Genomic DNA, 18,617 nt, shown 5'->3' on the forward strand with positions numbered 1-18,617 from the left:
GCGGCGTCGGGACGTCGGCTGCACGGGCAGAGCCATCACATTCATCCACTGTTACAGGCACGGGTACAGGGACAAAAGAAAGCCCCCGGCGGGTCGGTTCCCGCCGGAGGCCAAGTTTTCGTCGAAAGGCTGAATTACAGCTTAAGCGACAGGACGGTGGCCATGCTCAGCTCGCCGAAGCCGTTGAAGCGGGTGTTGGTGACGGTGGAATAGGCCCCCATGCCCTGGAAGACGACGAAGTCGCCCTCCTGCACATCGGCGGCCAGCGCCACCTCGCCCGGCAGGCGATCGACCGAGTCGCAGGTCGGCCCGAAGATGATGCGGTCCTGGGTGTCGCCCTCGCGGCGCTTCCCTTCCGGCGTCAGCACCGCCACCCGGTCGATCACGCCGATCAGCGGCAGCTCGGTCAGCGCGCCATAGACGCCGTCGTTGAGGAAGACGTGGCTGTCGTCGCGCACCGCCTTGACCCGCGCCGCGAGCGTGAAGGCGTCGGCGCAGATGCCGCGGCCGGGCTCGCAGATCAAGAGCGGACGGTTGTCGCCGAAGGCTTCGGTCGCCACGCGGTCGATCAGGTCGAAGATCGCCTCCAGCTCCGGCTCCACCCCGTTCAGCCGGTGCGACGGGAAGCCGCCGCCGACGTTGAGCCGGGCGATGGTGACGCCGGCGATCTGCGCGATCTCGGCGGCGGTGCGGATGTAGGTCTCCCAAGCCGCCGGGTCGGTGCATTGCGTGCCCGGGTGGAAGGTGAGCGAGGGGATGAAGCCCGCTTCGGCCACGGTCTTCAGCAGGTCTTCGGCCAGCTCGACCGTCGCGCCGAACTTGGCGCCGAAGTTGTAGGCGGCGCCCGAGACCGGCAGCTTGAAGCGCACCGAGATCTCGCAGCCGTCGGAAGGCACGAGTTCGATCAGCTTGGCCAGCTCGGTCTTCGAATCGACCGACCAGCTTTTGACGCCCATCTCAACGCCCACCGCGATTTCGGCGCGGGAGCGGACGGGGTTGTTGTAATGCAGCGCCGCGTCGGGGGCGAGGCGGCGGATCATGCGGATCTCGTAGGGCGAGGCCACGTCATAGCCGCGGATCCCGGCGGCGGCGAGGTTCTCGATCACCACCTCTTCGGGGTTCGATTTCACCGCATAGGTGACCATGCCCGGAAAGCCGTCGATGAAGCGACGGGCAGTCGCCTGCAGCACTGCGGGCGAGATGAACAGCACCGGGGTTTCCGGGGCCACGGACCGCAGGTATTCTGCCGGATTGGTCCAGATTGTTTTCGAGAGTCCCATCGGCGCATTCCCTTCTGCCAACAAGACGCAAGCCCTCTGCCCATGATGAAAGGGAGTGGGAGGCACCTGCGCGCGGTTATCTAAAACCAGGCCAGGTGCGTATGAGCCGCCCTTTTCCTGAAAACAAGGATGCTTGAAATGGCGCACAACTTCACCGATCAAAAGTGTAGATTTGCCAGATATATTCGTTATAATGACGAAAAAATCGGGCACAATGCATGGATGACCTCGATCGCAACATTCTCGGCCTGCTTGGGGCCGACGCGCGCACCTCGGTGGCGACGCTCGCCCGCCGGCTGAAGGTCGCGCGCTCCACCATCCAGGCGCGGCTGGAGCGCCTGGAGACCTCCGGCGTCATCGCGGGCTATACGCTCAAGCTCGGGGAATCGGCGCGGCAGGGGCGGCTCAGGGCCTCGGTGCTGCTGACGATCGAGCCGCGGGCGCAGGCGAACATCCTCACCCGGCTGAAGGCCATCGCCGAGGTGGAACGGGTCTCGACCACCTCGGGGCGGTTCGACCTGCTGCTGCAGATCGCGGCGCCGAGCACGCAGGTGCTGGACCAGGTGCTGGACCAGGTGGGGGCGATGACCGGGGTGAAATCGTCGGAGAGCCTGATCCATCTGAGCACGCGGATCGACCGGGCGGTGTGACGGGCGGTGAGGTTTTACCCCACCATCCCCCGCCCCCCGCCTTCCGCCCGATGCACCGCGCATGCACATCCGATGCACAGGTCATGCGCATCCGACGCGGGGCTTCGGCAATAGAAGGCTTGGCCTTGCCCCCCGGCTTCGCTAGACCAAGCCCAAGCAAAAACGGGGCCATGCCATGATGGAAAAGACGTTCAACGCCGCCGAGGCCGAGGCCCGGCTCTATGCCGCCTGGGAAGAGGCCGGCGCGTTCAAGGCCGGGGCCAATGCCTCGCGGCCCGAGACCTTCTGCATCATGATTCCGCCGCCGAACGTGACGGGCTCGCTGCACATGGGCCATGCCTTCAACAACACCCTGCAGGACATCCTCACCCGCTGGCACCGGATGCGCGGCTTCGACACGCTCTGGCAGCCGGGGCAGGACCATGCCGGGATCGCCACGCAGATGGTGGTCGAGCGCGAGCTGGCGAAAAGCCAGCTGCCCTCGCGCCGCGAACTGGGCCGCGAGGCCTTCCTCGAGAAGGTCTGGGAGTGGAAGGAGCAATCCGGCGGCACGATCATCAACCAGCTGAAGCGGCTCGGCGCCTCTTGCGACTGGTCGCGCAACGCCTTCACGATGGACGCCAACTTCCAGCAGGCGGTCATCAAGGTGTTCGTCGATCTCTACGACAAGGGGCTGATCTACCGCGGCAAGCGGCTGGTGAACTGGGACCCGCATTTCGAGACGGCGATCTCGGATCTCGAGGTGGAGAACATCGAGGTCGCGGGCCACATGTGGCACTTCAAGTATCCGCTGGCCGGCGGCGAGACCTATACCTATGTCGAGAAGGACGCCGAGGGGAACATCACCCTGTCGGAGGAGCGCGACTACATCTCCATCGCCACCACCCGGCCCGAGACCATGCTGGGCGATGGCGCGGTGGCGGTGCATCCTTCGGACGAGCGGTATGCGCCGATCGTCGGCAAGCTCTGCGAGATCCCGGTGGGGCCGAAGGGCGAGCGGCGGCTGATCCCGATCATCACCGACGAGTATCCCGATCCGGCCTTCGGCTCGGGCGCGGTGAAGATCACCGGGGCGCATGACTTCAACGACTATGGCGTGGCGATGCGGCATGGCATCCCGCTCTATCCGCTGATGGACACCAAGGGCGTGATGCGGCGCGACGATGCCGAGGACAACATGGTGCCCGACCGCTATCGCGGGCTGGACCGTTTCGCCTGCCGGACGCAGGTGATCGAGGACATCACCGCCGAGGGTCTGGCGGTCATGATCGAGGACGCCGAGGGCAATCTGGTGCCCTACGTCGAAGCCAAGAAGATCATGCAGCCGTTCGGCGACCGCTCGAAGGTGGTCATCGAGCCGATGCTGACCGACCAGTGGTTCGTCGATACCGCGAAGATCGTGCAGCCCGCCATCGACGCCGTTCGCAATGGCGACACCGAGATCCTGCCGGAGCGCGATGCGAAGGTGTATTTCCACTGGCTGGAGAACATCGAGCCCTGGTGCATCTCGCGTCAGCTGTGGTGGGGGCATCAGATTCCGGTGTGGTACGGGCTCGACATCTGGCCGACCGGCTTCCGCGATGACGAGGGCGATCAGGCGCTGGACGAGGTGGAGATCTTCCGCCTGCTGTCGGACGGCGCCTTCAACCACGCGGGACCGGTGCATCATTGCGCTGCCGATCTGGCGGGCGTGGAGGCGAAGTTCCTTGACGATGTCGCCGCCCTGCCCGCGCCGCTGAACCATGCCCGCATCGTCGAGGTGGCCGACCGGGCCGAGGCGATCGACCGGCTGGCCGAGAGCCTGGCGCAGTACAACCTCAGCCAGGACCCGACGCAGCTGGTCTATCCGGTCTGGCGCGACCCGGATGTGCTCGACACCTGGTTCTCCTCGGGACTCTGGCCGATCGGCACGCTGGGCTGGCCGGAGGCGACGCCGGAGCTCGAGCGCTACTTCCCGACCAACGTGCTGATCACCGGCTTCGACATCATCTTCTTCTGGGTGGCCCGGATGATGATGATGCAGCTCGCCGTGGTCGATCAGGTGCCGTTCAAGACCGTCTATGTCCATGCGCTCGTCCGGGACGAGAAGGGCAAGAAGATGTCGAAGTCCTTGGGCAACGTGCTCGACCCCTTGGAGCTGATCGACGATTACGGCGCCGATGCGGTGCGTTTCACGGTGACGGCGATGGCGGCGATGGGGCGCGACCTGAAGCTGTCGACGGCGCGGATCGCGGGCTATCGCAACTTCGGCACCAAGCTGTGGAACGCCTGCCGCTTTGCCGAGATGAACGGCGTCTGGGAAGGCCATGCCACCGGCCCCGCCCCGGCGGCGCAGGCGACGGTGAACCGCTGGATCATCGGCGAGACCGGCCGGGTGCGCGAGGAGGTCGATGCGGCTCTGGCGGCCTACCGCTTCGACGCGGCGGCCAATGCGCTCTACGCCTTCGTCTGGGGTAAGGTCTGCGACTGGTATGTGGAGTTCGCCAAGCCCCTGTTCGACGGCGATCAGGCGGCGGAGACGCGAGCGACGATGGGCTGGGTGCTGGATCAGTGCATGATCCTCTTGCATCCGATCATGCCGTTTGTCACCGAGGAACTCTGGGCGACCACGGGGACGCGGGCGAAGATGCTGGTGCACACCGACTGGCCCACCTACGGGGCCGAGCTGGTGGACCAGGCGGCGGATCGCGAGATGACCTGGGTGATCGGGCTGATCGACGAGATTCGCTCGGCCCGGGCGCAGATGCATGTGCCGGCGGGGCTGAAGCTCGACATGCTGCAGCTGTCACTCGATGAGGCCGGGCGTGGCGCCTGGGCGCGCAACGAGGCGCTGATCAAGCGGCTGGCGCGGCTGGAGAGCCTGACCGAGGCGGCGATGATGCCCAAGGGCGCGCTGACCGTGGCGGTGGAGGGCGGCAGTTTCGCCATTCCGCTGGAAGGCATCATCGACATCGCCGAGGAGAAGGCGCGGCTGTCGAAGACGCTGGAGAAGCTGGAAAAGGACATGGGCGGGCTGCGCGGGCGGCTGAACAACCCCAATTTCGTGGCCTCGGCCAAGGAAGAGGTGGTGGAGGAGACCCGCGAGAAGCTGGAACAGGGCGAGGCCGAAGCGGTGAAGCTGCGCGCGGCGCTGGTGCGTCTGGCAGAGGTGGGGTGAGCCTCATGGGCTGGCTGGACCGGATCGCGGAACGGCAGATGCTGAAGGCCCGGGCCGAGGGCAAGCTCTCGGGGCTGGAGGGCGAGGGGAAACCCCTGCCCGACCGGCCCGCCGCGGGCGCCGATGCCGTGGGCTTCGGCATCATGGCGGCGGCGGGGGTGGTGCCCGAGGAGATCGTGCTGAAGAAGCAGGCTCAGGCGCAGCGCGCGGTTCTGGCCGGGCTCACCGATCCGGCGGAGCGCAAGGCGGCGATGGCGGAACTGGCGCGGCTGGAGATGCGGCAGGCCATAGCCGAAGAGGCGCGACGGCGCTTCATGAAGGGCTGACGCGCGGGGTCAGGACAGGCTGACGCGGGTCTCTCCCTGACGGAAAGCCATAGCGGCAGGTCGGGCAAGGCATCGGGGCCGCTCCTGCGGCTTCCGGTCCGGCAGATCGTGAGGGCCTTCCGCAAGCATCCTTCGCAAGCAATCACCGCAAAGCCTGCCGCCGATGTCTCAGCCGCGCAGGCCGCCCTTCTGCTGGCAATAGGGCTGCACGCGGGTCCAGGCGGCCATGTCGGCGCGCTTGTTGGCGTTGCGGAACGGGGCCCAGTCGCGGCCGAGGCCGAAGCGGCCGTTGCCGGCGACCATCTGGTCGCGGCTCACCTGCTTGGCCACGATCTCCACCGCGCAGGTCAGGTTGGCGCCGCCATCCTTCAGCGCGCCGGTGCTGGTTGCGTCGCAGCCATGGGCGCGGGCGGTGCCGGGGGCGATCTGGGTCAGGCCGATCCAGCGGCCGCCGCCGCCCGAGGCCAGCGGGTTCCAGGTGCTCTCGTGCTTGGCCAGCGCCGAGAGGATGCCCGACCAGAAGGCGCGGCGCTCCTCGACCGAGGCTTCGGGATAGCCGGGGCACCAGGTCTCGATATCGGAGGGGACGGTCATCGTCAGTTGCGGATCGTTCTCGGCCACGGCGAGCAGGGTTTTCTGCGTCCAGATCTCGGCTTCCGGTCGGAAGTCCCAGCGCATGGCGGGAAGAGTATCCGGTTTGGGGGCTCCCGCTTCGGAGCAGGAGATCGGAAGAGCCAGCGCAAGGCCAAGGAAGATCATTCGTAACTGCATCGGTCCTGCGTTCGTGGCGCCGCATCCTTGTGCGACGGCATCTTGTGCCAATCCGGCAGGCGGTCTGGCAACCCGTGCAAAAAGCGGTCGGCGTCAATCCGCCCGTGGCGGCCTTGCCCTCAGGCGCTCGCTTGCCTAGAACCATGCTGCGACCAGAGGGACGATTGCCATGCTTGACCTGACCTACGAAACCCCGAAGCCCAAGGTGATCGCCGGGGCGAAGCACGACTGGGAACTGGTGATCGGCATGGAGATCCATGCGCAGGTCTCGTCCAACGCCAAGCTGTTCTCGGGCGCCTCGACCCGCTTCGGCGCCGAGCCGAACAGCAACGTGGCCTTCGTCGACGCCGCCATGCCGGGGATGCTGCCGGTGATCAACGAGTATTGCATCGAGCAGGCGGTGCGCACCGGGCTGGGGCTGAAGGCCGAGATCCACCTGCGGTCCGCCTTCGACCGGAAGAACTATTTCTACCCCGACCTGCCGCAGGGCTATCAGATCTCCCAGCTTTACCATCCCATCGTCGGCGAGGGTGAAGTGCTGGTCGAGATGGGCCCGGGCGTGGCGCGGCTGGTCCGGATCGAGCGCATCCATCTGGAGCAGGACGCGGGCAAGTCGATCCACGACATGGACCCGAACATGTCCTTCGTCGATTTCAACCGCACCGGCGTGGCGCTGATGGAGATCGTCAGCCGCCCCGACATCCGCGGGCCGGAGGAGGCGGCGGCTTACGTCACCAAGCTGCGGCAGATCCTGCGCTATCTGGGCACCTGCGACGGCAACATGCAGAACGGCAACCTGCGGGCCGATGTGAACGTCTCGGTCTGTCTGCCGGGGCAATACGAGAAATATCAGGCGACGCAGGACTTCTCGCATCTGGGCACGCGCTGCGAGATCAAGAACATGAACTCGATGCGTTTCATGACGCAGGCCATCGATTACGAGGCGCGGCGGCAGATCGCTATTCTCGAGGATGGCGGGTCGATCGTGCAGGAGACCCGGCTCTACGATCCGGACAAGGGCGAGACGCGCTCGATGCGCTCCAAGGAAGAGGCGCATGATTACCGCTACTTCCCCTGCCCCGACCTGCTGCCGCTGGAGATCGAGCAGGGCTGGGTCGACGACATCGCGGCCTCGATGCCGGAGCTGCCCGACGCCAAGAAGGCGCGGTTCATGGGCGATTTCGGCCTGACCGACTACGACGCCAACGTGCTGACGGCGGATCTCGAATCGGCGGCCTTCTTCGAGACGGTGGCCAAGGGCCGCGACGGCAAGATGGCGGCGAACTGGGTGATCAACGAGCTGTTCGGCCGGTTGAACAAGCAGGGTCTGACCATCGCCGAGACGCCGGTTTCCTCCGCGCAGCTCGGCGGGATGATCGACCTGATCGGTTCGGGCGAGATTTCCGGCAAGATGGCCAAGGAGCTGTTCGAGATCCTCTGGACCGAGGGCGGCGATCCGGCGGAGCAGGCGGCCAAACATGGCATGAAGCAGGTGACCGACACCGGGGCCATCGAGGCGGCGGTGGACGAGATCATCGCGGCCAACCCGGGTCAGGTGGAGAAGGCCAAGGCGAACCCCAAGCTCGCGGGCTGGTTCACCGGGCAGGTGCTGAAGGCCACGGGCGGCAAGGCGAATCCGGCCACCGTCAACGCGCTGGTGGCGCAGAAGCTGGGTCTCTGATCCGGCGCGGTTCCGCCACCGCGCCGGGGCCGTGGATCGGGAGGGCTTGGCGGCAAATGCCGAGTCCGGTTAGCATGGTTTTTTTGACCGAGCAGGGGGACGGCGATGCAGCGATATGAATACAAGGTGGTTCCCGCGCCGCTCAAGGGCGAGAAGGCGCGCGGGGCCAAGACGCTGGCCGACCGCTTCGCGCTGACCCTGACCCAGCTGATGAACGAGCTCGGCCGCGACGGCTGGGAATACCAGCGCTCCGACACCCTGCCCTGCGAGGAGCGGGTCGGCTTCACCGGCAAGAGCACCAGCTTCCAGAACATGCTGGTGTTCCGCCGCGCGCTGGAGGCGGCTGCCACTGCCCCGCGCGTGGCCGAGCCTGTCGCCGCAGCGTCCGCGCACGTCGCGGCGCCGGTCATGGCCGCTCCGGCCGCAGCCCCTGTGGCGGCGCCCGCCGCCGATCCGGTGCCTGCCTTCTTCCGTCGTGACGAGGAGCCGACCCCGGCGGCGCTGTCGGCCACGCTGACCGCCCGTCCGTCCGACGCGGAGCCGCCGCGCACCCCTGCCCCGGCGGTGGAGGCGCCGCTGGGCGCGGCGCCCTCGCTGGGTCCGGCGCGCGGCAACGGGGTGGCGGCGGAATAGGCCTCAGCCCCGCACTTCGGCCAGCGCCTCCGGCAGGGCGGCGGCGAAGGCGGCGAGCTCCGCCGGGCCGCCGCAGCTGACCCGGATGCAGCGGTCATGCGGGGCGACGAAGGGCATGCGAACGAAGATGTCGCGGGCGATCAGCGCCTGCAGCACGGCGCGGGCGAAGGCCCCATCGCCGCCGCAGTCGATGGTCACGAAATTGGTGGCGGAGGCCAGCGGGGTCAGACCGTTGGCGCGGGCGATGCGGCCAAGCTCGGCCCGGGCCTCCTCGACGCGGCGCTGCACCTCGGCCAGCCAGGGCTGGTCCTGCAGCGCCGCCATCGCCCCGGCCTGGGCGATGCGGCCGACGCCGAAGTGGTTGCGCACCTTGTCGAAGCCCGCGACCAGCCCCGGCGCGGCGATGGCGTAGCCGACGCGCAGCCCGGCCATGCCATAGCCCTTGGAAAAGGTCCGCATCCGGATCACCCGCGGGTCGTCGGCCTCGATCTCGGGCGCGACGCCCTCGGGGGCGAGATCGACATAGGCCTCGTCCAAGATCAGCAGCACGCCCTCGGGCAGCGCCTCGATCATGGCGCGGATCGTGGCGGCGGGATGGTGCGAGCCCATCGGGTTGTCGGGATTGGCGAGATAGACCAGCCGTGCGCCGGTCTCGCGCACCCTGGCCAGCAGCGCCTCGGGGTCTTCGTGGTCGCCGCGGTAGGGCGCCTTGTGCAGCACCCCGCCGAAGCCCGCGACATGGAAGTTGAAGGTCGGATAGGCCCCGTCAGAGGTCACCACCGCATCGCCGGGGGCGACCAGCATCCGCACGAGGTAGCCAAGGAGGCCGTCGATCCCCTCGCCCACCACGATGTTGCTCGGGGCGCAGCCGTGATGCCGGGCGAGCGCGGCGCGCAGCTCGTGGTTCTCCGGGTCGCCATACATCCAGACTTCGGCGGCGGCTTCGGCCATGGCGGCGACAGCCTTCGGCGAGGGGCCGAACAGGCTCTCGTTCGCGCCGAGACGGGCCTTGAAGCGGCGACCACGGGAGCGTTCCTGCGTCTCCGGCCCGACGAAGGGCACGGTGGCGGGAAGGCTGGCGACAAGCGGGGTGTAGCGGGGACCAGACATGGCCGGAGTTGAACGCGATCCGGCGCGGCTTCGCAAGAGGCCGCGTCAGAACGCCGGAGGGGCCCGGGGCCCCTCCCGGTTCAGGAGGCCCGTTCGGCCGGGGCGCGCAGCCGCAGGGCGCTGCGCAGGCTGGTCATCTGCACCAGGCTGACGGCGGGGGCATGTTCGCCGCCGAGAGCCAGCGTGGCGGCGCGCAGCATCTCGATCCCTTCCTCCGACTTCACCGGCAGACGCTCGGGCGGGATCGGCCGGCCCATGGTCAGGCGGAAGGGCTGGCGATGCTTGTTCAGCACCTCGTGGAACAGGGTGATGTCGCGCAGCGTCGGGTGGATCAGGTCGAAGAGGTAGAACATCGTCGAGTTGCGGGCGCGGATGTTCACCGGGATCACCGGCAGGTCGAACTTGCGCGCGATCATCGCCGCCGAGGCCATCCAGGGCCGCTCGATCAGCTTGAGCCCTGTGCGCTTGGCCAGTCGGCCTGCCGGGAAGATGACGCCCAGACGCCCGGCCTCGATGGCGCGGCGGGTGTAATCCATCGTCTCGCGCGTCTTCTGCATGCTGCGCTTTTCCTGCCGCCATTCCACCGGGGCGATCAGGTCTTCCATCTGCGGCAGGACCCGCAGGATGTCGCGGTTGGCGTAGAAGAACAGGTCGGGCCGCAACGGGGCGATGGCGCGGTGCAGGATGATGCCGTCGGCGATGCCGGTGGGATGGTTGCAGACCACCAGCGCCGGGCCGTTGCGCGGCAGGTTCTCCAGCCCCGAGACCTCGACATCGCGGGCGATCATGTCGCCGACATGGCGCATGATCTCGGGCGAGGTCTTGTCCTCCAGCCGCTCGGCGATGGCGACGGTGCGCGGATAGCTGAGCAGCCGGGTCAGCAGCTGGCGTGCGGCCTCGTGATGCGGCTGGCCGGAAAACAGCCATGGCGCACGTTCGGCGATGAGAGGGTCGATTCGGGACTGCATCATGAACTGCACCATGGAGTGACGTCTTGGGTATGACATGCAGGCCCGGTCGAGACGCTGGCAAGCCCGGGGGCCGCTTTGCCCGCCCGGTCGGCAGTCATCCGCCAGTTTGAACGTCCGTGCAAGGGTTTGGTTCCTCTCGGCTTCGTGATCGAAGCTTGCATCAGCGGCGCATCCGCTCGGCCATCTCGGCCAGATCGCGGCTGAGGCCGGGGGCGGCGAGCACGCGGTCGAGCTCGGCCTGGATCAGCGCCTGCCGGTCGGCGTCGTAGCGCGCCCAGGTCTCGAAGGCGGTGGACATCCGCGCCGCGGTCTGCGGGTTCAGGGGATCGAGCCTGATCAGCCAGTCGGCCAGCAGCCGGTAGCTGTCGCCCGAGGCATGGTGGAAGCCCGCGTGATTGCCGGAGAGCGCGCCGATCACCGAGCGGAAGCGGTTGGGGTTCTTCCAGTCGAAGGCCGGGTGGTCGGTGAGCCGGCGCGTGGTCTCGGCCGTGGCCTCGGGCGCGGCGTAGAGGATCTGCAACGAGAACCACTTGTCCATCACCAGCCGATCCTTGCCCCAGCGGCTCTCGAACGTGTCGAGTTCCGACTGGCCGCGGCCGATGTCGAGCAGGCAGGCCAGCGCCCCGACCTCCTCGGTCATGTTGTTGGCGCTGCGGAAGGCCTCGGCGGCGCGCAGGCCGCCGTCGGTGCGGGTGACCAGCGCGAGGGCGGCGAGCCGCAGGGCGCGACGACCGGCGGCGCGGGCCTCGGGGGTGAAGGGGCCGGGCTCGGCGAGGCTGTCGATCAGCCCGGCAAGCTCGGGCTGCAGGCGGCGGGCCAGCGCGTCGGCCATCTGCCGCCGGGCCGCGTGGATGCGGGCCGGGTCGGGGGTGATGCCCGAGGCATGCAGGGTCTGGGCCATATCATCCTCGCCCGGCAGCCGCAGCGCCAGCGCGCGGAAGGCGGGATCGAGGCTGTCATCGGTCGCCACCCGGGCCAGCGCATCGAGCCAGTCCGGCCCCGGGCTGGCGTTGTCGGTGACCATGCGGGCCAGCAGATCCTTGGCGAGCGCCCTGCCCGCCTCCCATTTGTTGAACGGGTCGGTGTCATGCGCCAGCAGGAAAGCGCGTTCCTCGGGCGAGGTCGCGCGCTCGAGGATCACCGGGGCCGAGAAGCCGCGCAGGATCGAGGGGATGGGGCGCGTCGCGAGCTTGTCGAAGCGGAAGCTCTGCTTTGCCTCGGTCATCTCCAGCACGGTGGTCGGCAGCACCTCGTCGCCATTGCCGTTCAAGAGGCCCAGGGCCACCGGGATCACCTTGGGATGTTTCAGCGGCTGGCCGGGGGTGGGCGGGGTCACCTGCTCCAGATGCAGGGTCCAGACACCGTCGGCCCAGTCCTCGGTCGCCTTGAGCCGCGGGGTGCCGGCCTCGGAATACCAGCGCTTGAACTGCGCGAGGTCGCGGCCGGTGGCGTCCTCGAAGACCTTCAGCCAGTCCTCGATGGTCGCCGCCTCGCCGTCGTGGCGCTGGAAGTAGAGATCGAGCGCCCTGGCATAGCCGTCGTCGCCGACGAGGCGTTTCAGCATGCCGATGACCTCGGCCCCCTTCTCGTAGACGGTGGCGGTGTAGAAGTTGTTGATCTCGACATATTCCTCGGGCCGCACCGGATGCGCCAAGGGGCCGCCGTCCTCGCGGAACTGGCGGGCGCGCAGCGTCAGCACATCCTCGATCCGCTTCACGGCATGGGAGCGCATGTCGCCGGAGAACTGCTGATCGCGGAACACGGTCAGCCCTTCCTTCAGGCAGAGCTGGAACCAGTCGCGGCAGGTGATGCGGTTGCCGGTCCAGTTGTGGAAATACTCATGCGCGATGATCGCCTCGATCCGGGCGAAATCGTCGTCGGTCGCGGTTTCCGGCAGCGCGAGGACATATTTGGAGTTGAAGATGTTCAGCCCCTTGTTCTCCATCGCGCCCATGTTGAAATCATCGACCGCGACGATGTTGAACACGTCGAGATCGTATTCCCGGCCATAGGTCTGTTCGTCCCAGCGCATTGAGCGGATCAGGCTGTCCATCGCATAGGCGCAGCGGCCCTCGTCGCCGGGGCGGACCCAGATGTTCAGCGCGACCGGGCGGCCCGACATGGTGGTGAAGCTGGCGGAATGGGCGATGAGATCGCCCGCCACGAGGGCGAAGAGATAGGCGGGCTTCGGCCATGGGTCGGTCCATTCCGCCCAGCCGGGGCCGGTGGCGGTCTCGTTGCCGTTGGAGAGAAGCACCGGCATGTCGCTTTCGATGCGGACGCGGAAGGGCGCCATCACGTCGGGGCGGTCGGGGTAGAAGGTGATCTTGCGGAAGCCCTCGGCCTCGCATTGGGTGCAATACATGCCGTTCGACATGTAGAGCCCCTCGAGCGCGGTATTTGTCGCGGGCGAGATCTCCACCTCGGCGGTGAAGGTGAAGGGGCCTTCCGGCAGGTCTGCCCAAGGCAGGGTCAGCCCGGTTGCGTCCGGTTCGGCGGTGACGGGTACGGCGTCGATGGCGGCGGCGATCAGGGTGAGGTTCTCGCCATCCAGCCGCAGGTCGTGGCTGCCCGGCCGCGCCTTGTTCGGCGTGAAGCGGATCGTCGACAGCACCCGCGTCGCCTCCGGCGCGAGACGGAAGGTGAGGGCCACGCTCTCGATCAGGTGGCTCGGGGCGAGGTAGTCGGCAAGGCGGATGGCGGTATCGGTCATGGGATGCTCCTTGCCGCGCAGGTTATCCTGCGGCGGGGCGGGCGCAAGCGGGGGCTTTACCTTTTCGCCGGATCGGTTAGGTCATGTTCCATGAATGTTCTCATCTGGTTCAGACGCGATCTGCGGGTGACGGATCACCCGGCGCTGGCGGCGGCGGCAGGAGCCCCGGTGCTGCCGCTGTTCATCGTCGATCCGGCGCAATGGGCGCTTCCCGAACGCTCGGCGCGGCAATGGGACTTCGTGGCGGAAACCCTGACCGAGCTGCGCGAGGATCTGCGCCGGCTGGGGGCACCCTTGGCCGTCCGGATCGGCGATCCGGTGACGGTGCTGGCCAAGCTCTGCCGCCTGCACAAGGTCGGGCGAATCCTCGCCCTCGCCCCGCGCTCGGCGGCGGAGCGGGCGGAGGATCGCCGGGTGGCCGACTGGGCGCGCGAGGCGGGCATCGCCTGGGAGGTGGTGGCCGAAGGCGAGGCCGAGACCGTGGCGCTGCAGGCGGTGTCCGGAGTGGAACCGGGGCCGATCCCCTCGGCCCGGGTGCTGCGGCTGGCGGAGGACCGCTGCGCGCATCGGCAGGCCGGGGGCCGGGGCCGCGGGCTGTTGCTGCTGGAGAGCTTCCTCGGCAGCCGCGGCGAGGGCTACCGCGATTGCGACGGGCCGGCGAGCGGCGAGCGCGGCTGTTCGCGGCTGTCGCCGCATCTGGCCTGGGGGGCGCTGTCGCGGCGCGAGGTGCTGGCGGCTGTGGCGGCGCGACAGGCGGAACGGCCGGGCGGCGGCTGGGGCCGCAGTCTGGCGGCGTTTCAGGCGGCGCTGACCCGGCGGGCGGTGGAGGTGGCGCCGGATGAGGACGGCGACCCGGCGCTGCTCGCGGCCTTCGCCGCGGGCGAGACCGGGCTGCCCTTCGTCGATGCCGGGATGCGCTATCTGGCGGCGACCGGCTGGCAGACGGCGCGGATGCGCGGGCTGCTGGCGGCGGTGGCGGTGCAGCATCTGGGCCTGCCCGAGGCGGCGGCGGGGCGGGTGCTGGCGCGGCTCTCCACAGATTATGACCCGGCGATCCACTGGGCGCAGATGCGGCGGGTGGCCGAGGGGCGGATCGCCAACCCGCTGGCGCTGGCCGAGGAGCTTGACCCGGCGGGCAGCTTCACCCGGCGCTGGCTGCCGGAACTGGCGCCGGTGCCCGATGCGCGGCTGCAGGCGCCGTGGAAATGGGTGGGGGCCGGGCGGCTGCTCGGGCGGCGCTATCCGGAGCCGGTGGTGGACCCGGCCTCGGCGGCGCGGGCGGCGCGCGACCGGCTGCGCTGGCGGATGGCGGAGGAGGTGCTGGAGGGACTGGACCCGCCGCGGCGGCCGGGTCCGGCGGCGCAGCTGCGGCTGGATCTGTAGCGCTTCGGGGCGGCGAAGAGAGGGGGCTTTCCGCCCCCTCGCGCTGCGCGCTCACCCCCGAGGATATTTTTCGACAGAAAATGCGGGGGTGGCGGCGCTGAAGCGGAATATTGGTAAAAACATTTGACCAGACTTGCCGCGGCGGCAAATCCTGCCTAGCTTGCACCCCATCGCATACAGCCGAAGGAGAGCGCCGTGACCGACCGGATCGAGAAGCATGGCTTGCAGGTCGACGCCCGTCTGGCCGAGTTCATCGCCCGCGAGGCCCTGCCGGGGCTGGAGGTCGGCGAGGACGCATTCTGGAGCGGCTTCGCCGCCGCCGTCCGCGACCTCGGGCCGCGGAACCGGGCGCTGCTGGAGCGCCGCGCCGAGCTTCAGGCGCAGATCGACAGCTTCCACATCCAGCGGCGCGGCAAGCCTTCGGATCCGGCGGAATACCGGGAGTTCCTGCGCGGGATCGGCTACCTGCTGCCCGAGGGCGAGGATTTCGCCATCGCCACCGCCGGGGTGGACCCGGAGATCGCCGATGTGCCGGGGCCGCAGCTGGTGGTGCCGGTGATGAACGCGCGCTACGCGCTGAACGCCGCCAACGCGCGCTGGGGGTCACTCTACGATGCGCTCTACGGCACCGACGCGCTGGGCGATCTGCCGCCGAAGGGCGGGTTCGACGCCGAACGCGGCGCGAAGGTGGTCGACTGGGGCCGGGCTTTCCTCGACGACGTCGCCCCCCTGGCCGAGGGCAGCCATGCCGACGGCGCGGCCTACAGCGTGGAGGACGGCGCGCTGCGCCCTGCCCTGATGAACCCGGCGCAATTCGTCGGCTATGCCGGCCAGCCCGAGGCGCCGAGCGCCATCGTGCTGCGCAACAACCGGCTGCACCTGGTGATCGAGATCGACGCCGCCCACCCGATCGGCCGCACCGACCCGGCGCATGTCGCGGACATCCGGCTGGAATCGGCGCTGTCGGCGATCATGGATTGCGAGGATTCGGTCGCGGCGGTCGATGGCGAGGACAAGGTGCTGGCCTATGGCAACTGGCTCGGGCTGATGACCGGCGAGCTGCGCGAGGCGGTCAGCAAGAACGGCCGGATGATCCTGCGCGAGCTGGCCCCCGACCCGGAATACACCACGCCCGGCGGCGGCAAGATGGTGCTGAAGGGCCGCGCGCTGATGCTGGTGCGCAATGTCGGCCATCTGATGACCACGCCGGCGGTGCTGGATGCCGAGGGCGGGGAGATCTTCGAGGGGATGCTCGACGCCTTCGTCACCGTGCTCTGCGCCATGCATGACCTTAAGAAGACGGGCGGGCTGCGCAACTCGGTCGCAGGCTCGGTCTATGTGGTGAAGCCGAAGATGCACGGGCCGGAAGAGGTCGCCTTCGCCGACGCGCTGTTCGACCGGGTCGAGAGCGTGCTGGGGCTGCCGGCCCATACGGTGAAGCTCGGCATCATGGACGAGGAGCGCCGCACCAGCGTGAACCTGAAGGAGTGCATCCGGGCGGCGCAGCACCGGGTGGCCTTCATCAACACCGGCTTCCTCGACCGCACCGGGGACGAGATCTTCACCGGGATGGAAGCCGGGCCGATGGTCCGGAAGGGCGACATGAAGTCCGCAGCCTGGATCAAGGCCTATGAGGACCGCAATGTCGACATCGGGCTGGCCTGCGGCCTGCGCGGCCGGGCGCAGATCGGCAAGGGCATGTGGGCGGCGCCGGACCGGATGGCCGAGATGCTGGCGGTGAAGGTGGCGCATCCGACGGCGGGAGCGAATTGCGCCTGGGTGCCCTCGCCCACCGCAGCGACGCTGCATGCCACGCATTACCACAAGGTCGACGTGCTGGAGCGGCAGCAGCAGATCGCCGAGGGCGGTCCGCGCGGCCGGCTGGAGGACCTGCTGACCCTGCCGCTGGCCGAGGGGGTGAACTGGAGCGAGGCGGAGATCCGCGAGGAGATCGAGAACAACGCTCAGGGCATCCTCGGCTATGTGGTGCGCTGGGTCGACCAAGGGGTCGGCTGCTCCAAGGTGCCGGACATCCATGACGTGGCGCTGATGGAGGACCGCGCGACCTGCCGGATCTCGAGCCAGGCGCTGGCCAACTGGCTGCACCACGGGGTGGTATCGGAGGAGCAGGTGCAGGCGGCGCTGCGCAAGATGGCCGAGGTGGTGGACCGGCAGAACGCGGAGGACCCGGCCTATCGGCCGATGGCGCCCGCCTATGACGGGCCCGCCTTCCAGGCGGCATGTGATCTGGTGTTCAAGGGGCGGCTGCAGCCCTCGGGCTATACCGAGCCGGTCCTGCATGCGCGCAGGCTTCAGGTGAAGGCGTCGCTGACGCCGCAGGTGACGGGAGGACGGGCATGACGCTGACGGTGGAGACGGCGCGCCGCATGGTTGCGGCGGCGATGGCGCATGGGCGCGACAACGGGATGCAGCCCCTGTCGGTGGTGGTGCTGGATGCCGGCGGGCATCCGCTGGTCTTCGAGCGGGCCGAGGGCGGCAGCCCCGGGCGCTTCGAGCTGGCGCGCGGCAAGGCCTATGGCTGCCTGATGCTCGGCATGAGCGGCTCGGTGCTGAGCAGGCGGGCCGAGGCGCAGCCGCATTTCGTCCAGGCGATGAACGGGGCTTTCGACGGGCGCTTCGTCGCCGTGCAGGGCGGAGCGCTGATCCGCGATGCGACCGGGGCGGTGATCGGCGCGCTGGGGGTCACGGGGGACAGCAGCGAGAATGACGCCGCCGCGGCGGTGGCCGGCATCGAAGCGGTCGGGCTGGTGGCGGAGGCCTGACGGCGCCGTTCACGCCGGCGGATTTTCTGCAAAAATCCGGAGCGATTCATGTTTTCTGCGAAAACATGGGAGACAGATCTTTCGCAGAAAGATCGTGTCTGGAAGTCTTCGCAGAAGACTTCTTCTGTTCAGGGTCGACGGTTCTGGCGGGTGGGGGAGCCCCCACCCTCCGGCGCCGCCGGGGTCAGCCGCCCACCTCCAGCGCCAGCGCGTGGATCCGGCCCACCAGGTCCGGGCCGAGCGCACCATGCACGGCGCGGTGCCGGGCTATGCGGGTCATCGGGCCGAGCGCCGCCGCCCGCATTCTCACGAGAAAGTGGGTCTCGCCACCCTCGCGCCAGCCGCCGTGGCCGCGGTGTTTCTCGCTTTCGTCAATCACCTCAAGCACTTCCGGGCTGAAGGCCTGTTGCAGCCGATCACGAATTTCGTCGGTTACCGCCATTTCGTCCGTTCCCCTCTTCAATCTCGCGCCATAACCCGTAAACTCTCGCCTCCGAGTCGGAAAGGCCAGTGCTCATGACAAACCGCCCCCCCTTCGAGTTCGACATCCGGGTGTCCTCGGACAAGAAACGCCGCAAGACCGGGCGGCGGGGCATGTCCGGCGCCTTCGAGACCTCGACGCGGAGCTGCGACTATCCGGGCTGCAGCGAGGCCGGGGTCTACCGCGCGCCGAAGTCGCCGGACCAGCTCGACGAGTTCCTGTGGTTTTGCAAGGACCATGTCCGCGAGTACAATCTGAAATGGAACTTCTTCCAGGGGACCTCGGAGGATGACTTCCAGAAGTTCCTCGACAAGGACCGGGTCTGGGGCCGCGAGACGCAGGCCTTCACCAAGCGGCCCGACGAGGGCCGGGTCTGGTCGCGGCTGGGGGTGAACGACCCGATCGAGATCCTCGGCGAGAAGGCGACGCAGAACCCCGGCCGCCCGGCCAGCAGCTCGACCCGCAAGCTGCCGCCGACCGAGCGCAAGGCGCTGGAGATCCTCGACGCGCGCGACACCTGGACGAAGCCGGAAATCCGCAAGCAGTACAAGTCGCTGGTGAAGGATCTGCATCCCGACATGAACGGCGGCAACCGCGATGACGAGGAGCGGCTGCAGGAGGTTGTCTGGGCCTGGGACCAGATCAAGGACAGCCGGTTCTTCCGCGACTGACCGCGGC

15 protein-coding genes are annotated in these 18,617 nt (G+C 68.5%); 9 read left to right on the forward strand and 6 right to left on the reverse strand.

The genetic code is table 11. The features are described 5' to 3' along the window. Positions 1 to 134: 134 nt before the first annotated feature. Positions 135 to 1,280: a type III PLP-dependent enzyme gene (locus C5F48_RS08050; protein WP_107663393.1), complete on the reverse strand. Its 1,146-nt coding sequence runs from the start codon at positions 1,278 to 1,280 to the stop codon at positions 135 to 137. 218 nt (positions 1,281 to 1,498) lie between these two features. On the opposite strand from C5F48_RS08050, the gene C5F48_RS08055 reads away from it, so the two are divergent. From C5F48_RS08055 to C5F48_RS08065, 3 genes are all read left to right on the forward strand, one after another. Continuing rightward, the gene (locus C5F48_RS08055) at positions 1,499 to 1,930 is read left to right on the forward strand and encodes an Lrp/AsnC family transcriptional regulator (protein ID WP_107663394.1); all 432 of its coding nucleotides are present in this window, start codon (positions 1,499 to 1,501) and stop codon (positions 1,928 to 1,930) included. Positions 1,931 to 2,108: 178 nt separating this feature from the next. Further along, the gene (locus tag C5F48_RS08060) at positions 2,109 to 5,087 is read left to right on the forward strand and encodes a valine--tRNA ligase (protein WP_170139657.1); all 2,979 of its coding nucleotides are present in this window, start codon (positions 2,109 to 2,111) and stop codon (positions 5,085 to 5,087) included. Positions 5,088 to 5,092: 5 nt separating this feature from the next. Next, complete coding sequence (locus tag C5F48_RS08065; RefSeq protein WP_107663396.1) at positions 5,093 to 5,413, forward strand: DnaJ family domain-containing protein; 321 nt, start codon at positions 5,093 to 5,095, stop codon at positions 5,411 to 5,413. Between the two features lie 168 nt (positions 5,414 to 5,581). Here the strand turns inward: C5F48_RS08065 and C5F48_RS08070 are convergent, their stop codons facing one another. Continuing rightward, on the reverse strand, positions 5,582 to 6,184 hold the full coding sequence (locus C5F48_RS08070) for a transglycosylase SLT domain-containing protein (RefSeq protein WP_107663397.1): 603 nt from the start codon (positions 6,182 to 6,184) through the stop codon (positions 5,582 to 5,584). A 169-nt stretch (positions 6,185 to 6,353) separates the two neighbouring features. Between C5F48_RS08070 and gatB the strand changes: the two genes are divergently transcribed. Continuing rightward, the gene (gene gatB / locus C5F48_RS08075; protein ID WP_107663398.1) at positions 6,354 to 7,865 is read left to right on the forward strand and encodes an Asp-tRNA(Asn)/Glu-tRNA(Gln) amidotransferase subunit GatB; all 1,512 of its coding nucleotides are present in this window, start codon (positions 6,354 to 6,356) and stop codon (positions 7,863 to 7,865) included. A 105-nt stretch (positions 7,866 to 7,970) separates the two neighbouring features. Beyond that, positions 7,971 to 8,498, forward strand: a complete 528-nt coding sequence (locus C5F48_RS08080) for a DUF4177 domain-containing protein (protein WP_107663399.1) — start codon at positions 7,971 to 7,973, stop codon at positions 8,496 to 8,498. A gap of 3 nt (positions 8,499 to 8,501) precedes the next feature. Here C5F48_RS08080 and C5F48_RS08085 read toward each other — a convergent pair whose 3' ends face one another. The 3 genes from C5F48_RS08085 to pepN all read right to left on the reverse strand — a co-directional run bounded on the left by C5F48_RS08085 (position 8,502) and on the right by pepN (position 13,292). Further along, on the reverse strand, positions 8,502 to 9,608 hold the full coding sequence (locus tag C5F48_RS08085; RefSeq protein WP_107663400.1) for a pyridoxal phosphate-dependent aminotransferase: 1,107 nt from the start codon (positions 9,606 to 9,608) through the stop codon (positions 8,502 to 8,504). 80 nt (positions 9,609 to 9,688) lie between these two features. Beyond that, the gene (locus C5F48_RS08090; RefSeq protein ID WP_181247681.1) at positions 9,689 to 10,576 is read right to left on the reverse strand and encodes a lysophospholipid acyltransferase family protein; all 888 of its coding nucleotides are present in this window, start codon (positions 10,574 to 10,576) and stop codon (positions 9,689 to 9,691) included. A 163-nt stretch (positions 10,577 to 10,739) separates the two neighbouring features. Next, the gene (gene pepN, locus C5F48_RS08095) at positions 10,740 to 13,292 is read right to left on the reverse strand and encodes an aminopeptidase N (RefSeq protein ID WP_107663401.1); all 2,553 of its coding nucleotides are present in this window, start codon (positions 13,290 to 13,292) and stop codon (positions 10,740 to 10,742) included. 90 nt (positions 13,293 to 13,382) lie between these two features. On the opposite strand from pepN, the gene C5F48_RS08100 reads away from it, so the two are divergent. The 3 genes from C5F48_RS08100 to C5F48_RS08110 all read left to right on the forward strand — a co-directional run bounded on the left by C5F48_RS08100 (position 13,383) and on the right by C5F48_RS08110 (position 17,458). Then, on the forward strand, positions 13,383 to 14,675 hold the full coding sequence (locus tag C5F48_RS08100) for an FAD-binding domain-containing protein (RefSeq protein ID WP_107663402.1): 1,293 nt from the start codon (positions 13,383 to 13,385) through the stop codon (positions 14,673 to 14,675). Positions 14,676 to 14,870: 195 nt separating this feature from the next. Further along, complete coding sequence (locus C5F48_RS08105; RefSeq protein ID WP_107663403.1) at positions 14,871 to 17,036, forward strand: malate synthase G; 2,166 nt, start codon at positions 14,871 to 14,873, stop codon at positions 17,034 to 17,036. Further along, a complete protein-coding gene (locus C5F48_RS08110) occupies positions 17,033 to 17,458 on the forward strand; it encodes a GlcG/HbpS family heme-binding protein (RefSeq protein ID WP_107663404.1) in 426 nt (141 codons plus the stop codon). Before C5F48_RS08105 ends, C5F48_RS08110 begins: the two co-directional genes overlap by 4 nt. Positions 17,459 to 17,642: 184 nt before the next feature. Here C5F48_RS08110 and C5F48_RS08115 read toward each other — a convergent pair whose 3' ends face one another. Then, positions 17,643 to 17,900 carry a BolA family protein gene (locus C5F48_RS08115; protein ID WP_107663405.1) on the reverse strand — a complete coding sequence of 86 codons (258 nt, stop codon included), beginning with the start codon at positions 17,898 to 17,900 and terminating at the stop codon, positions 17,643 to 17,645. Positions 17,901 to 17,974: 74 nt separating this feature from the next. Here C5F48_RS08115 and C5F48_RS08120 point away from each other — a divergent pair, with 74 nt between their 5' ends. Continuing rightward, positions 17,975 to 18,610, forward strand: coding sequence for a J domain-containing protein (locus tag C5F48_RS08120; protein ID WP_107663406.1), 636 nt, complete (start codon positions 17,975 to 17,977; stop codon positions 18,608 to 18,610). Positions 18,611 to 18,617 lie beyond the last annotated feature (7 nt).

The sequence above is a fragment of the Cereibacter changlensis JA139 genome (assembly GCF_003034985.1).
In the GTDB taxonomy this organism is placed as follows: domain Bacteria; phylum Pseudomonadota; class Alphaproteobacteria; order Rhodobacterales; family Rhodobacteraceae; genus Cereibacter; species Cereibacter changlensis.